General features: G+C 57.8%; 13 protein-coding genes and 1 pseudogene. 12 read left to right on the plus strand and 2 right to left on the minus strand.

The genetic code is table 11. The features are described 5' to 3' along the window. Positions 1–113: 113 nt before the first annotated feature. Positions 114–576 (plus strand): annotated as a pseudogene (locus MESS4_RS31960) (transposase); the annotation flags it as partial. Between the two features lie 89 nt (positions 577–665). Here the strand turns inward: MESS4_RS31960 and MESS4_RS09000 are convergent. Next, complete coding sequence (locus MESS4_RS09000) at positions 666–1391, minus strand: response regulator (protein ID WP_027033428.1); 726 nt, start codon at positions 1389–1391, stop codon at positions 666–668. A gap of 1302 nt (positions 1392–2693) precedes the next feature. On the opposite strand from MESS4_RS09000, the gene MESS4_RS09005 reads away from it, so the two are divergent. Genes MESS4_RS09005 through virB11 form a run of 11 tightly spaced genes read left to right on the plus strand, consistent with a single transcriptional unit; the run spans position 2694 to position 12117 of the window. Continuing rightward, positions 2694–3476, plus strand: coding sequence for a type IV secretion system lytic transglycosylase VirB1 (locus MESS4_RS09005; protein ID WP_006329137.1), 783 nt, complete (start codon positions 2694–2696; stop codon positions 3474–3476). 14 nt (positions 3477–3490) lie between these two features. Beyond that, on the plus strand, positions 3491–3856 hold the full coding sequence (gene virB2 / locus MESS4_RS09010) for a pilin major subunit VirB2 (protein ID WP_032925931.1): 366 nt from the start codon (positions 3491–3493) through the stop codon (positions 3854–3856). Continuing rightward, positions 3856–4182, plus strand: a complete 327-nt coding sequence (locus MESS4_RS09015) for a type IV secretion system protein VirB3 (RefSeq protein WP_006329140.1) — start codon at positions 3856–3858, stop codon at positions 4180–4182. The genes virB2 and MESS4_RS09015 overlap by 1 nt, the downstream gene beginning before the upstream one ends. Beyond that, complete coding sequence (locus tag MESS4_RS09020) at positions 4182–6551, plus strand: VirB4 family type IV secretion/conjugal transfer ATPase (RefSeq protein WP_006329142.1); 2370 nt, start codon at positions 4182–4184, stop codon at positions 6549–6551. The genes MESS4_RS09015 and MESS4_RS09020 overlap by 1 nt, the downstream gene beginning before the upstream one ends. Before the next feature lie 13 nt (positions 6552–6564). After that, positions 6565–7239: a hypothetical protein gene (locus MESS4_RS09025; RefSeq protein ID WP_006329143.1), complete on the plus strand. Its 675-nt coding sequence runs from the start codon at positions 6565–6567 to the stop codon at positions 7237–7239. A 57-nt stretch (positions 7240–7296) separates the two neighbouring features. After that, the gene (locus MESS4_RS09030) at positions 7297–8184 is read left to right on the plus strand and encodes a type IV secretion system protein (RefSeq protein WP_006329144.1); all 888 of its coding nucleotides are present in this window, start codon (positions 7297–7299) and stop codon (positions 8182–8184) included. A 26-nt stretch (positions 8185–8210) separates the two neighbouring features. Beyond that, positions 8211–8369 (plus strand): type IV secretion system lipoprotein VirB7, encoded by a 159-nt coding sequence (locus tag MESS4_RS31965; protein ID WP_081609673.1) that lies wholly within the window; start codon positions 8211–8213, stop codon positions 8367–8369. Then, a complete protein-coding gene (locus tag MESS4_RS09035) occupies positions 8366–9079 on the plus strand; it encodes a type IV secretion system protein VirB8 (RefSeq protein WP_006329145.1) in 714 nt (237 codons plus the stop codon). The genes MESS4_RS31965 and MESS4_RS09035 overlap by 4 nt, the downstream gene beginning before the upstream one ends. Next, positions 9076–9957, plus strand: a complete 882-nt coding sequence (locus MESS4_RS09040; RefSeq protein WP_006329153.1) for a TrbG/VirB9 family P-type conjugative transfer protein — start codon at positions 9076–9078, stop codon at positions 9955–9957. The genes MESS4_RS09035 and MESS4_RS09040 overlap by 4 nt, the downstream gene beginning before the upstream one ends. Beyond that, positions 9954–11093 (plus strand): type IV secretion system protein VirB10, encoded by a 1140-nt coding sequence (virB10, locus tag MESS4_RS09045; RefSeq protein WP_006329154.1) that lies wholly within the window; start codon positions 9954–9956, stop codon positions 11091–11093. The genes MESS4_RS09040 and virB10 overlap by 4 nt, the downstream gene beginning before the upstream one ends. Next, positions 11077–12117 (plus strand): P-type DNA transfer ATPase VirB11, encoded by a 1041-nt coding sequence (gene virB11 / locus MESS4_RS09050; RefSeq protein ID WP_027056317.1) that lies wholly within the window; start codon positions 11077–11079, stop codon positions 12115–12117. Before virB10 ends, virB11 begins: the two co-directional genes overlap by 17 nt. A gap of 122 nt (positions 12118–12239) precedes the next feature. Here the strand turns inward: virB11 and MESS4_RS09055 are convergent, their stop codons facing one another. Beyond that, positions 12240–14780, minus strand: coding sequence for a two-component system VirA-like sensor kinase (locus MESS4_RS09055; RefSeq protein WP_006329168.1), 2541 nt, complete (start codon positions 14778–14780; stop codon positions 12240–12242). Positions 14781–15453: the final 673 nt, after the last annotated feature.

Here is a 15453-nt window from a genome sequence, read left to right on the forward strand (position 1 = left end):
GCTAAGCAGAACAGCTCTTTTGGCGACGGAGAGGCTGATGCGATCTCCGGACCGGTAGCTCTCGCCGAAATTGATCAGACTGGCACTGTTGGAAGGCGATGTAGGCCTGGAACTCGCCGATCGCCAGCGAGGCGCTGAGACGATCGCCCACCTCAATAAGATCGAGGACGATATCCGCGGCCGATCGGCCGATGAAGGCCGTGCGACGCGTCGGGAAAATAGCCGCGCTATTGTCGCCATCTTGAACCTTGGCTGCGTGAAAGCTCGGCCTGATCGGTCAGAAGACCAAGGTTGCCGAGGCAATCCGCTACACGCTCTCACGCTGCGAAGGCCTCTCGCGCTTCGTTGACGACGGTCGCACCGAGATCGACAACAACACCGTCGAGCGCTCAATCCGTCCGCAAGAACGCGCTCTTCGCCGGCTCGAACCGCGGTGCCGAACACTGGGCAGTCATTGCGTCGCTGATCGAAAGCTGCAGGCTCAATGGTGTCGAGTCACTCGGTTATCTCGCCGACGTCCTCACCACCAGGATCGTCAACAGCCATCCCAGCCAGATCGACGAGATGCTGCCTTGGGTCCGACATCCAGGCGCCGAGCTAAAGGCCGCCAGAAAACACCGCCACGCTTCATCAGCCTCGTCAGCCAATCTCCAGAATAGCTCCTGTCACGCGGCCAAGGTGCCTCCGTAGCTAACGTCTACGTCAGCGTTGAAGAAATACCCTGCACCACGGCATGTCTTGACTAGCCTTGGATTGGCCGCATCAGCCTCCAGCTTTCGGCGCAAGCGCAAGATTAGGACATCGATACTTCGATCGTAGACCTCTTCTCCACGCACACGGCTCGCGAGCAAAAGCCGTTCTCTGGATAGGACATTGCGGGGGTTCTCCAGGAACGCGATCAGCAGGTTGAACTCACATGCGGTAAGCTTGACTTCGCCACGCTCCGCACAGATCAGTCGCCGCTGCTTGACGCTGAGCTTCCAGGCTCCGAACCGAAATGAGCGATGATCTTTCGTTCGCGGACTGGAAATGCGCTGGCGTAGCCCTACTCGAATGCGGGCCAAGAACTCGCGCAGCCCGAAAGGCTTGGGGATGAAATCGGTTGCGCCGAGCTCCAGCGCAACGACTTTTTCCGCCTCATCAAGCCGGTCGCCGCTGATCACTATGATGGGTAAATCCGATTTTGTCGCCAGGTTGCGGACGATGGCAAGCCCATCCTCCCGGCCTAGGTTGAGGTCAACAACCACGAGATCGACTGGCTCATGCGATAGAACGTAGTTAAACTGCTTGCTATCGTTGACTGCGGTCACCTTCAAGGCATGCATCATGAGATACTGGGAGATGAGGCGTCGCATTGCGGCATCATCGTCAATGACAAGAACATGTTTCAACGGCTCACCTTCAATCTTGAATCCCCTTGTCTAAAGCTGTTGCCGAGCAACCCTTGGGGCACCGACGCAGAACAGCTGCCCCTTGCTACCACTCGCGGGTGCGTGCGGCCAATGTGAGGCCGTTGCTCGGCCTGGTCTTTTCATCCACAGCGAATTGACCGCATCCAGGCAGCCGGTGGCCACCACACATCTGCAAGCGCCGGTGTGACCCTGCCGTGTGGTCCTTCGCTTATTCGCGAGCTCCGCCGTTGGTGCAGGCCTGCCAACACCACTTGATTGCGACGGCACGGACGCTCGGTCGCTTGCCATGTCCTTGCATCTTCTTCGCGTTTCTGGCGCTTGCGGACCTGGATCACCTCGAAATCCTCCCGCTCGTGCGTGCGGCTCGGACGCGGTGGAGCAGCGCGGCGTTTGACTGATCGCAGAGGCGGTTGGCCGAAGAACGGCCGTGAGTCGCTATAGTGACCTTGTGCCAACGGTATGTCTCCTGCCCAAGGCAGGTCATTGGGAGGTGGCCGGCGGCGCCAATCCTGTTCCGAGCGATCGGCAGGTCCGGTTGCGGTTACCTTGCGAGCTAACATTTCTCGGTTGAATGCAATACCTTTCCTTTTGAGCCTGTCACTGTACTTGTCGAGAGCGCTGTCGGACTGCGTCAATCCGCCTGCGGTTTCTGCCGATGGGACTGTGCGTGACCCACCAGTTCGCGGCGCGGCCGAACAGCTGAACCAGGTCTCGCACCAGGCCGGCTGCGCCGCCACGTCTTCCCAGTTGACCCTCGTCCCGCGTATTTGCGCCTCCGACGAGCTTCGCGGACGAACTCGCGGTTTCAACCAATGCCTGAATATGCAGGGCGCATGGCTGTCTCTTGCAACAACGGCAGCATGTCGCAACATTGGGCAGCTCGGCGCCCTAGTCGGTTCTCGCGTTCGATCGACCCAAGCTTCCGCAGCCTGAGATGAACCCGCCAAGCTCCCCATTTTGTCCTTCGGCCAGGCGCTGACACAAGATTCCATCACCGCCCATGCCAAGTCGCGGTTGACGCTGCAAGAGCAACGGACAGCCGGGACGGGCAATCCCGCGCTGGAATGATCCGCCGCGATGGTCGAGATGTGCCGGCTGATCGCGCCCGCGCAACCCGCGCATGCGCAAGGTGCCCATGCACCCGGACACGAACAAGCTCTTTGCTTCAGTTGAAACCGAAAAAGCTGAACTTGAACATCACGCAGTAACAAACCTGCCCGATAAGCGCGTGCCGGACAGGGCCAGAACCGGTCCGGACGCTTCGAAAGGTAGGGGATAGGAATGTTTATTGCAGCTTGGCCGCTGGCCATCGCCCTGTTGACATCCATGTCATTCCCAGCCGAGCCCGCGCCACTTTCGCCCCGTGAATTCCACGGCCTGTCGCGCAAATGCGCTCCCTGGGTTGCGCCGTCCACGCTCGCCGCGATTGCCAAAATTGAAAGTGGCTTTGAAACGCTGGTGGCTCATGACAACACCACAGGTGAGCAGCTTCGCTGGATAGACCGCCTGGAAGCGACGCGGGGCATCAAGAACCGCCTCGAAGCACAACATTCTGTCGATGTCGGATTGATGCAGATAAACAGCAAGAACTTTTCCTTCCTCAATCTCACGCCGGAAAAGGCTTTCGAGCCCTGCGCCTCGCTATCGGCCGCCGCCCACTTGCTTGAAAGCCGGTATGCCGGCGGCACGACTGCTCCGGCGCAGCAACTGGCGCTTCGCCGTGCCATCTCGGCCTACAACACGGGCGACGTCACGCGTGGCTTCACCAACGGTTATGTACGCAAGGTCGAGTCGGCCGCAAAGGACATCGCGAGTCATCTCGAGCGAACGCTGGAGCCGACCGCTCCAGATGCGCCACACCTTGAGGCATCCGGTCGGAAAGCCGTGCCGGCTCTGCTCCAACAGAGCCAACAGGCCAATGGAAAGCAGCCCAAACAAAATTCTTGGGACATCTGGGGCTCGTATGAGTCAAACCGCTCCGGGGCCGATCCCTCCGGTCCGACAGGCAGCCAGGCTGCGGAAGAGCGGGAACCCTCGAACCCGAACAAACTCGTATTCGATTGAACCATGGAGATACAATGATGAAGCCATTCAAAATACTTCGTGCGCTTAAAACGCGTGTTCCTTCGCCTTTTTCCATGCTGCGCACGACGGCTGAATATGTACCGGCGGCTGCTGCAGGCGCCGCGTGGACGGTCTTCTCCATCGGGCCAGCCTCGGCTCAGGTGACCGGAGGGACGGATCCCGCCAAGATGGTCCAGAATATCTGCACCTTCATACTTGGCCCCTTCGGACAATCACTGGCCGTGCTCGGACTCGTGGCCATCGGCATCTCTTGGATGTTCGGTCGTGCTTCACTTGGCTTGGTTGCGGGTGTCGTTGGAGGGATCGTCATCATGTTCGGCGCAAGCTTCCTGGGCAAGGCGCTCATAGGCGGTGGCTGATGAGCGACCGGTTGGAAGTGAGCACCCTCTATGTGGCGGCGACACGTCCCGCACTGTTTCTGGGGGTGCCGCTGACGCTGGCCGGATTGCTGATGATGTTGGCTGGTCTCGTCATCATTGTCCTTCAAAACCCACTTTATGAAATCGTGCTCGTGCCACTCTGGTTCGGGGCACGGCTGGTGGTTGAGCGTGACTATAACGCCGCAAGCGTCGCGCTCCTCTATTTGCAGACGGCCGGCAGAAGCGTGGACGGGCCGGTCTGGGGTGGCGCGAGCGTCAGCGTCAATCCGATCAGAGTGCCGAAACGCGGAAGAGGAATGGTGTAATGTTTGGCGCCAGTGGCCGGACCGAGAGATCTGGCGAGATCTATCTTCCGTATGTCGGTCATCTCAGCGATCAGGTTGTCCTGCTGGAAGACGGATCGATCATGGCCATGGCACACGTGAACGGCCTGCCCTTTGATTTGGAAGACGCAGAGATGCGCAATTCGCGCTGCCGCGCGTTCAACACTCTCTTGCGCAACATCGCGGATGACAATGTCACGCTATACGCTCATCTTGTACGAAACAACGATGTGCCGGAGCCGGCATCGCGCCAGTTTCAAAGTGCATTTGCTGGCAGTCTGAGCGAGGCCTATGAGCGCCATGTGCTGTCGGGCAAGCTCTTTCGCAACGATCACTTCCTCACTATCGTCGTGTCCCCCCGCACCGCAATCGGTAAGATCGGCTGGCGCATTGCCAAATCCCCCAGACGGAATGACAACGATCTGGCCACACAACTGCGAAGCCTGGAGGACCTCTGGCAGATCATTGCTGGCTCACTCGGCGGTTACGGTCTGCGCCGGTTGGGTATTCGCGAGAAAGGCAACGTGCTCTTCACGGAAATTGGTGAGGCGCTTCGGCTGATAATGACTTGCCGGTTTCTTCCGGTTCCGATGGTTACCGGCTCGCTTGGCGCCTCGATCTACACTGATCGGGTCATCTGCGGGAAGCGGGCGCTTGAGATTCGAAGACCCGGGGATAGCTCCGTGGGATCATTGTTTTCGTTCCGTGAATATCCGGCGACGACGCGGCCAGGCATGCTAAATCCCTTACTGTCCGCCAACTTCCCGCTTGTCCTGAGCCAGAGCTTTTCCTTCCTCACTCGGCCACAAGCTCATGCGAAGCTTAGCCTTAAATCCAGCCAGATGACGAGCGCCGGCGACAAGGCTCTCACCCAGATCAATGAACTTGCCGAGGCAGAGGACGCACTGGCAAGCAACGAGTTCGTCATGGGTTCGCATCATCTGAGCCTGTGCGTCTATGGCGACAGCCTCAATAGCCTTGCCGATCGCGCAGCAAATGCGCGCGCAAGGCTGGCCGACACAGGCGCCGTTATCGTCCAAGAGGGTATCGGCATGGAGGCCGCGTACTGGTCCCAACTCCCGGGGAACAACAGGTGGCGCACGCGCCCCGGGGCGATCACCTCGTACAATTTTGCCGGGCTTGTCTCATTTGAGAACTTCCCCAGCGGTTCCAGCTCCGGCCACTGGGGCAAAGCTGTTGCGCGCTTTCGCACAAACGGTGGAACGTCTTTCGACTACATCCCCCATGAGAATGACGTCGGCATGACGGCGATATTCGGACCCGTCGGCAAAGGCAAGACGACGCTGATGACCTTTATCCTCGCGATGCTTGAGCAAAGCGTGGTCGATCGCAATGGCGCCATCGTCTTTTTCGATAAAGACCGGGGTGGTGAACTGCTGGTGCGAGCCACGGGAGGGACATACCTTGCGTTGCGCAGAGGCGCTCCGAGCGGCTTGGCCCCTCTGCGCGGACTGGACAACACCTCCGCCTCGTTGGATTTTCTGCGCGAATGGCTGATGGCCCTCATCGAGAGTGACGGCCGTGGTCCGATCTCGCCGGAGGAAAGCCGTCGACTGGAACGTGGCATTCTTCGTCAACTTTCGTTCGAACCCGCCATGCGCTCACTTGCGGGCCTGCGCGAATTCCTGCTGCACAGCCCCTCGGAGGGCGCGGGAGCACGGCTGCAGCGGTGGTGTAGAGGGAATGCGCTTGGATGGGCCTTTGACGGCGATGAGGACGAAGTCAGGCTGGATGCCTCCATTACCGGCTTCGACATGACGCAGCTCCTGGAATTTGAGGAGGTCTGTGCGCCGGCCGCCGCATATCTTCTGCACCGCGTGGGCGCTGTTGTCGATGGCCGTCGGTTCGTCATGAGCTGCGACGAATTTCGCTTCTATCTGCTCAACCCGCAGTTCTCGGCTGTTATCGACAAGTTCCTGCTCACCGTCCGCAAGAACAACGGCATGTTGATACTCGCAACGCAGCAGCCTGAACACGTGCTTGAATCGCCCCTTGGAGCCAGTCTCGTTGCACAATGCATGACCAAGATCTTCTACCCATCACCGACGGCCGACCGGGCCGCGTATGTCGATGGCTTGAAGTGCACCACGCAGGAGTTCGAGGCAATCCGCCAGGGAATGGCAATTGGCAGCCGCAAGTTTTTGCTCAAGCGCGAGAGCGGGAGTGTTGTTTGCGAATTCGATCTTGGCCAGATGCGCGAGTATGTAGCCGTACTCTCGGGGCGGGCCAACACCGTGCGCTTTGTCGACCAGCTTCGTGACCAGCACGGAGATGCCCCAAGCGGGTGGCTCGACAAGTTCATGACTCGTTACCACGAAATTCAAGACTGACGGAGGAATATTCATGAGATTTCCCACGCTTGCAGCAACGACGCTTGCCGCTTCCTTTCTGCTTAGCGGACAGGCCCGGGCGCAATTTGTCGTCATCGACCCGGCGGTAGTAACACAAGCGGGCTTAACAGCGGTTTCCACTGCGCAGATCCTGATAAAGTCAGCCCAGACGGTCGCTACGACGATGGAAATGGTGGAGATACTAAGGTCGTCATTCGGTGTCACGGGGCTGCTAAGTTCACTGAACCAAGGAAATCACTACCCGTCGGGCAATCAGCTTGAGAGGCAGATGTTTGAGGGTCAGGCGCCAACTTCGATTAAAGCGCGTGCAATTGCGGACAACCCAAACCGGAAAGTCGACGGCACGGATTCAGAAGCGAAACTGTTACAGGGACAAATCGCTGGTGCCATCAATGCCGCAGCTCTTGCGGCCGACACTCTGGGCGTAATGGACAAGCGCCTTAAGGCCAACGACAACACGCTTGGTCAGCTTTCCCGCTCGGGAAATATTGTGCAGGCCACCGTCACCAACGGTCTGGTCCTCAAGCAGATTCATGATGCGATTATCCAAAATGTCCAGGCCACGAGTCTGCTGACGATGGCCACTGCACAAGCGAGCCTTCACGCCGCAGAGGAGGCCGCGATGCAGCGTCGCGAACGCCAGGACACCGCCAGAATGTTTGAGTAGCGACGCTTAGTTCATCCGGCTCATCTGCGCTGATCAGGGGCAAATAAGGTTCACGCAATGGTTTTCAGAATTCCTGCGCCATTCACGGCCATACACGCGATCTTTCATGGGGCCTTTACGGTGGGGCTGCACAAAGTGATTGGAAACGTCCAAGAGGCGGTCAGTGCGCCTCTGGTTGCGTGCGTCACGCTCTGGATCATAATCCAAGGCTTTCTGGTCATGCGCGGTCAAGTCGACGCGCGCGGAGGTATCTCGCGCGTAGTCACGGTATCGATTGTCGTCGCCCTCATCCTAGGGCAGGCCAACTATCAGCTGTACATTGAATCGGTCTTCGACGAAACGATTCCAAAGCTTGCCCACCAGATCAGCGGAAGCACCTTGCCCTTCATCGGTATCCCCCAGAAGCTCGACGTAATGTTCGCTGCAAGTCAGAGTGCCTTTCAGCGGATTGCTTCCGAAATTGGGCCAATGAATCAGCAGGACATACTTGCCTTCCAGGGAGCGCAATGGATTTTGTACGGCTCGCTCTGGACAGCGTTCGAGATCTATGATGCCGTTGGAATTCTGACGAAGGTGCTCCTGGCGATCGGCCCCCTCGTTCTTGTAGGCTATCTTTTTGATCACACTCGAGACATGGCTACCAGATGGATCGGCCAACTGCTCTCATACGGGCTGCTGCTTGTCCTCCTCAACATCGTTGCAACGATAGTTATCGCGGCCGAATCAGTCGCGCTGGGAGTCATGCTTGCGGTGATCAAATACAAGGGTACGACAGCAGCCAAGATCATCGGGCTTTACGAGCTCGATATGCTTTTCCTAGCTGGAGACGCCCTGATCGTCGCGCTTCCGACGATCGCCAGCAGCATAGCCGGCGGTTCTTGGGCAGGTGCGAACCAATCTCTTAGCAGCCTCAATCGCCGCATTGCCAAAACGGCAGGTGGTTAATCAATCGACAAGCGCGGTACCTCAACATGAAATACTATCTACTTTTGTCAATACTGGCTTTGGCGGCCTGCAAGACAACCGATAAGCTTGCCACCTGCACGGGTTCGCCTTTCCAACTGAACGTGGGACAATGGGAAACCTCCCCTGAAGATCTTGAAGTCGAATGTGCGAAAGAGCCCAAGTGAAATTTCCTGAACATGCCCTTCTGGTGGAGAGAGAAACGCTAGCCGCCCACTATAAGAAGGTGGAAGCGTTTCAAACTTCACGAGCGAAGTCTGCGCGGCGCCTGTCAAAGGCCCTCATAGCCTTTGCGGCAGCGGCGGTCCTAGGAAATGTTGCGCAGGCATTTACCATCGCTGCCATGGTCCCGTTGGCCAAGCTCGTACCTGTGTTCCTCTGGGTACGCCCGGATGGAACAGTTGACAGCGAAGTGTCAGTCTCTCGACTGCCGGCAACCCAAGAGCGAGCCGTCATAAATGCTTCGCTGTGGGAATATGTACGCCTGCGCGAGAGCTACACAGCCGATTCCGCCCAATACGGCTATGACCTCGTATCCAGTTTCAGCGCACCGGCTGTGCGGCAGCAATATCAAGAGTTCTTCAATTATCCGAATCCCACCTCGCCGCAAGTCACAGTCGGCAAGCTCGGCAAGCTCGAAGTCGGGCATATTTCCTCAAACGACATCAGTCCGGACGTTCAACAGATCCGATACAAACGCACCCTTTCCATCGATGGGCAGATGCCGTTGGTGACCACCTGGACAGCAACCATCCGCTACGAGCGCCTGACAGATCTGCCTGCCCAATCAAGGCTCACCAATCCGGGAGGTCTACTCGTCACTTCCTATCAAACCTCGGAAGATAGCGTGTCGAACCTGGGTGACGTGCAGCCATGACAAAAAGAGCGTTTCTCGCACTGGCCTGTTCACTACTCTTAACGCTGGAGGCTTCCGCGGAAGACACCCCGCTTGCCGGCAAGCATGATGCGCGGATGCGCTACTTGGCTTACCGTCCCGACGAAGTGGTGCGCCTGTCGACCGCGGTGGGGGCAACGCTGGTCGTCACATTCGCGGCCAACGAGACCGTTGCAGCCGTGGCCGTTTCCAATAGCAAAGACCTGGCTGCGCTCCCACGCGCCAACTACCTGTTCTTCAAGGCCAGCCGGATCCTGCCGCCGCAGCCGGTCGTCGTTCTGGCCGACAGTGAGTCCGGTACCCGCAGATATGTCTTCAGCATTTCAACGAGAGCGATGCCAAAATTAGATGAGCAGCAACCTGACTTATACTACAGTGTGCAGTTCACCTATCCCGGTGATGAGGCCGCTGCTTTGAGACAGGCAGCAGAAAAGCGCTCGATTCTTGGTCAGGCCCGGGCAAAGGTGCTGCAGGAACAGAGGGTTCAGGATTTGTTGAATCGGCCCGGTACAACTGCCAGTTCCGACGAAAGCAATTTTCACTACGTCGCAAAGGGCGATCGATCGCTGGCCCCGCTGCAGGTTTTCGACAATGGCTTTACCACCGTATTTGGCTTCGCAAGCAATTCCCGTATACCCTCCCTCTACATTATCAATCCCGACGGCAAGGAAGCCGCTGCCAACTTCACAGTCAAAGGCGACTATGTTGAAGTATCCGCAGTCGCCCGGGAATGGCGTCTGAGAGATGGCAATACGGTATTGTCGATTTTCAACAGGGCATATGATCCTGTTGGACGAGCGCCGGGGACCGGTACAGTGAGACCCGACGTGTGGCGCGTTTTGAAAGGCTCGGGCCGATGAATGAAACCGGCCCACAGTCGGGACACGATGTAAATGCATCCGCATCGTTGGTCTCGGAGCCGGCCCGCCGGCATGTTTCGGGATCACAGAAATTGGCCGTCGCCGGTCTTGTTCTCATCTCATCTCTGTCGCTCATCTGGCTCGGAAGTCGTCCCAGCACACAAGACGAACCATCTCAGCCAAACCCGCCAATTTCCCCGAACGCCGAGCCGTTCCGCCCCGTGCCTATTGAGCTTGCTCCCGAACCTCCAGCACCTGCAAAGGCGGCGCAGGCGGCAGATCCTGCGCCATCCACGCCGCAACCCGCGGCAGCTGAACCGCCGCCCGAGGAGTCACCAATTTTCGCCTACAGCAGCAGCAGTCAAAAGCCCGTCGTGGCTCAGCGGAGCGAAGACGACCACAAGGATGCTCCCGCGACCGCGGATGAGATTTCGATCGGTGGCGACCTGTCGGGCCGATTGAAGCCAGACATACAGGAGCCGAGCCGGGCCACACTTTTGCCGCACCCTGATCTCGTGATTACTCAGGGAACGATCATTCCTTGCCTTTTGCAAACGGCAGTCGACACAAATTTACCCGGTTATGTGAAGTGCGTCTTACCTAAAGACGTCCGCGGCGCCACCAACAATGTCGTGCTCTTGGATCGTGGGACGACCGTGATTGGCGAGATCCAGCATGGTCTCGAACAGGGGGATGCGCGTGTCTTCGTGCTGTGGACGCGCATCGAAACACCTGACCATGCCCTCGTTTCGATAGCATCGCCGGGCGCTGACGAGCTCGGCCGCTCCGGAGTGCCTGGCACGGTGGATAATCACTTCCGGGAACGCTTTGGCGGAGCAATGCTGATGAGCGTCCTTCAAGGCGCGTTCCAGGCGGCCGGTCAATACGCGGCGAGCTCTGGCGGAGGAAGCGGCATCAACAGCTTCCAGAGCAATGGCGGACAAGCCGTCGAGACGACACTGAGAGCGACGGTCAACATCCCGCCAACCCTGAAGAAAAACCAGGGAGATGCTGTATCCATCTTTGTGGCTCGCGACCTCGATTTCTCGGATGTATACGGTCTCACGGCAACCGTCGTGGCGCCAGCCCCCCAACATCGCCAACGCCGGAGAGACAACAATGCGATCGGAGGCTGACCCTCAATTGCGTTTGCTTCTCGACCCCGTTCTGAAATGGCTTGAGGAGCCGAGGACCGAAGAGGTCGCTATCAACCGGCCTGGGGAAGCGTTTGTGCGACAAGCCGGCGTCTTCACGAAACATCCGCTACCACTAGGTTATAACGATCTGGAGGACATCGCGATTCTCGCTGGAGCGCTGCGCAAGCAAGATGTCGGACCGCAAAGCCCCCTCTGTGCGACTGAGCTGCCGAACGGGGAGCGGCTGCAGATCTGTTTGCCGCCCGCTGTTCCCTCAGGAACAGTAAGCCTGACGATACGGCGTCCTTCAAGTCGTGTGACCGAACTGAAGGAAGTTTCTTCTCGCTACGAATACTCACGCTGGAATCAATGGCGGTCACGAAAACAGCGCCAAGAGCGGCAGGACCAAACTATTCTTCAGCAATACGACGATGGTGACTTGGAGAAGTTTTTGCAAGCGTGTGTTTCGGGACGGCTCACGATGCTGCTTTGCGGACCTACTGGAAGCGGCAAAACGACAATGAGCAAGACTTTGATCAACGCTATACCCCCGCAAGAGAGACTGATAAGTATCGAGGACACGCTGGAGCTTGTAATCCCGCACGAGAACCATGTCCGGTTACTCTATCCGAAGGACCGAGCCGGCGTAGGTGCGGTGACAGCCGAGCAACTGCTGCAAGCGAGCTTGCGCATGCGCCCTGACCGAATATTGCTCGGCGAGATGCGCGATGATGCTGCATGGGCCTACCTTAGCGAAGTCGTCTCCGGCCATGCGGGATCAATATCAACGATCCATGGGGCTGATCCGGTCCAGGGCTTCAAAAAGCTCTTTTCCCTCGTCAAGAGCAGCCCGCAAGGAGCCGCTGTGGAAGATCGAACGCTTCTTGACATGCTGTCGGCTGCCGTTGACGTCATTGTGCCGTTCCACACCCAAGGTGACCTGTACGAGGTGGGAGAGGTATGGCTCGCCGCCGATGCCCGGCGACGGGGAGAGACAGTAGCCGACCTCCTTAACAAGCACTAAGGCTAGAACAACGTCTCGGGATCGATAAGTCCATTGTGATGCGACGCGTCGTTTTGTTCTGCTTCGATGTCTTTTGCCAGGCCTTCTCACATTACTTGCATAGAATGAGCGAGTCGGCGGCATCACGCCATCATCATTATACGTATCGCATGCTCTATTGTCCTGGACGAGACCGGTCTCGCTAGCCGAAGGACGAAGGCCTGATTGTCAGATGTGACCGGAATGGGGTCGATGTCACCGATGACTATGAAAGGCACCGTCATGATGGCCGGGCATACGGACTCTGCCCGTCCTCGCTCGAGGAAAGCCGTCTTCGCCAAAATCAGCAGGTCAGCTGCCTTCCCGCTCTCGATCCAGCCGCAAAGACTTTCGAAGGTCGCGAAGCCGATCGGCTCATAACCCAGCGCGGCGATATTGTCCTTGTGAATCTCCAACTCTGCTGGATCGGGCTCCACGACTGCAATGATTCCGCCGTTGGCCGGTGATCCGTTGTATGGGCCGAAAGTGACGTCAGCGCTGACTGGCTCCTCCTCGGAGGCTGGCAAGTAGATATCAAAGCGCGTACCTCGGCCAACAACCGAGGTGACGTCTAGGCATCCTGCGAGCGCGCTCACGTGCCTGTCAACCGCAGCAAGACCCAGCCCGGTCCCGCCGACGAGAGAGCGCGTGGTAAAAAAGGGCTCAAAGACATGCGGAAGTATCGAATTTGCGATTCCTGGGCCATCGTCGCTGATGGAGAGGAGGACGTAATCTCCAGGTCTCAAGGTGCCCTGAGCCAGCGGCTTGGTTTGGCACACCTGGGCGCGAGAAACGCTAACCTCGACGCGGCCCTCGTTCAAGACAGCCTCCGACGCGTTCTTGCACAGATTCATGAGGATCTGCTGCATCTCGGTTGGGCTGCCCTCGACCACCGTTTGCCACTCGTTGATCTTGAAGTTCAACTGAACACCCGCACGAACTGTAACCCGCAGCAATGGCGCAAGATCCATGACAATTTCGGAGACGTTGAACGGCAATGCAACGCGCTTGCGGTTTCGGCTGAGTGACAAGATCTGGTCAACGATCAGCTTGGCGCGGTGTCCAGCTAAGATGATTTGGTCGATGTGGTTCCGTATTCTGGAGGGGCGACGCACCAGACCTTGGGCAATTTCTGAATATCCGATTATTGCGCCTAAAATATTGTTGAACTCATGTGTGGCGCCGCTTGCGATCGTGCCGACGGTCCTCAGCCTTTCCACCTGCTCCCATCGACTCACCAGAAGGTCGCGTTCGGCATTTACACGTTGCATTTCAAGATGGTTGCTCAAACGCCCAATGGCACTGGCAAGAACCCACAGGTCGCCTGCTGAGGGGAGTGAGCGATCTCGTTCAAAAACAAGGATGCAAACCACAGCCTGCTGATCGGAGGCCCTGCAAGCAACAATTTGACAAACACCGGAAGTGTCTAGGGCGGTGCGAACCATTTCCGCCGCCGGAACGACGCGAAACACTGGCCGTCCGGCGCGGACAAGTGAAACGACTTCATCAAGAAGCGCGACGTTCCAGACACGCATGCACGTGTTCGTCACAAAGCACTCGGTATGCCTGCTGAGACTCGGATCCACCTGAGCAAGCGCGCATTGATCCGCGTCGAAAGCGCGTTGAACAAGTCTAAGCGCTGCTTCGGTTGAAAAGCGCGGCGACGCGTTCTTTGCTTTACTTTCGTTGAAGCGAGCTTCGATCTCACGCATTGCCTCTTCAAGCTCCAGCCGCCTTTCCAACCGGTTCGTCCGCACATGCAGCCTGAAGGCCCGAATGATCGCAAACAAGCAGAGGCATATGGACACCGAGCCAAAGAAAAGTCGTGTGCGCTGCGCTTGCGCGCTGGCCAAGCTGTAGTCTTTCAGATATTCGCGCTCCAGTTCGGCGGCCTTGGCGAACGTGTTAAAGGATGCGATCCGATCGGCTGCGCGGTCCACTCTCGACAACGCGGACAGGATAGCGCGGCCGTTGCGGACAACATCGTGGGTGGCTTGGTCCTGGCTCGGAGGAAGTCGGCTGAGAGACTGATCGATCTGTGATGCGAGGCTGAATCCCGGTCTGGCCGAAAACTGAAGGATCAAATTGGAGAGTTCAAGCCTGTTGGACGGCGCCCCCTCAAGGCGATTAACCGAGCGAGCAAACCGCACGAGAGAGCTTTGCAGAAGCTCATTTTGCGCAGCCGCTGCCGAGATGGCAGCCTCTTTGTTCTCGACGGACTTTTTGAGCTGTGCAAGCAACCTGGAGTGCGCTCCGGAGCTCTCATCGGGCGAAATCTCGGCAAGGCGTTGCAAGTTTGTAACGTTCCTTTGCAATGCTTGGAGGGTAGAATCAACGGGGCGGAAGTCCAATACCATGTTGGTTCGAGCGCGGGCGACATCGCGCTGGAGCAATGCGTAGTTGATCTGAATCGTTCGCAGTTCACTTAGGACCGCCTCGTCGACCTGTGGGTCCTGCCTCTGTATCCCGAACAAGAGCGCAAACGAGGCCGCCAGGGCGATTACAAAAACGTTGTCGGTACTGAGCCTTTTTTCACAACGAAACGGCGTTTGATGCGCGGTGCGCGCCTTGCGAAAGTCTGATCTGAATTCTAGCTCCTCATTGCTTCGGTGTGCGGCCGGATGCTGCTGGAACAGGAAAACCATGTGTACCTCTCCCCTCATAAAGACGGCTTAGACACCGTCGCACTTTGCCCCCGTGGCCCTCCGTTGAATTTCGCGGCGATTAGACTTCGACCGTTCTGTTCCGAACTCTGGCCACTCGCGAGCTCGACGCGAACGTGGAAACTGAAGGCACGGCGTTACGGCACGTGAGAAACTGGGCTATCCGTGAATGCTGATTTGATAGTTGTTGAGAAGGGAAGGCACCAATGCCAGGCTGACACCGCGTGACGGATTCAATCGAGATTTGCCTGTTTTCGCGCGGCGAGTCGAACCACGCCGATGTTGAAGGTACCGTTGAGTCTCGTCATAATGACGGCAGGAACCGAATACTCGTGAGCCTTCGTTGCGTCAGTCCGCTCAAGCCATCACGCACGCGGCAGAGCTAACTTCCAACAAATTGCGCTCTATGCCTGACCAGAGTAAGCAGGACGTACGTACGATCGGCATGATCCCCGAGGAGCGTTCGCACTTCATCTCTTATCCGGTGAAGGATAGCCCATTGAGCAGCTCACCATCGGTTATGAGATCGAGGCGACACACAAGGCGGGCAACCGGTCGCAGTATTCGGAACTGTCTTCCGAGAGATCATGGAGGGACAGACAAGCCGCACGCTGCAGCAGCCTGGGGATGACACCGGTCGGCCAGCCATTATGCC

Source organism: Mesorhizobium sp. STM 4661 (assembly GCF_000359125.1).
Classification (GTDB): Bacteria; Pseudomonadota; Alphaproteobacteria; order Rhizobiales; family Rhizobiaceae; genus Mesorhizobium.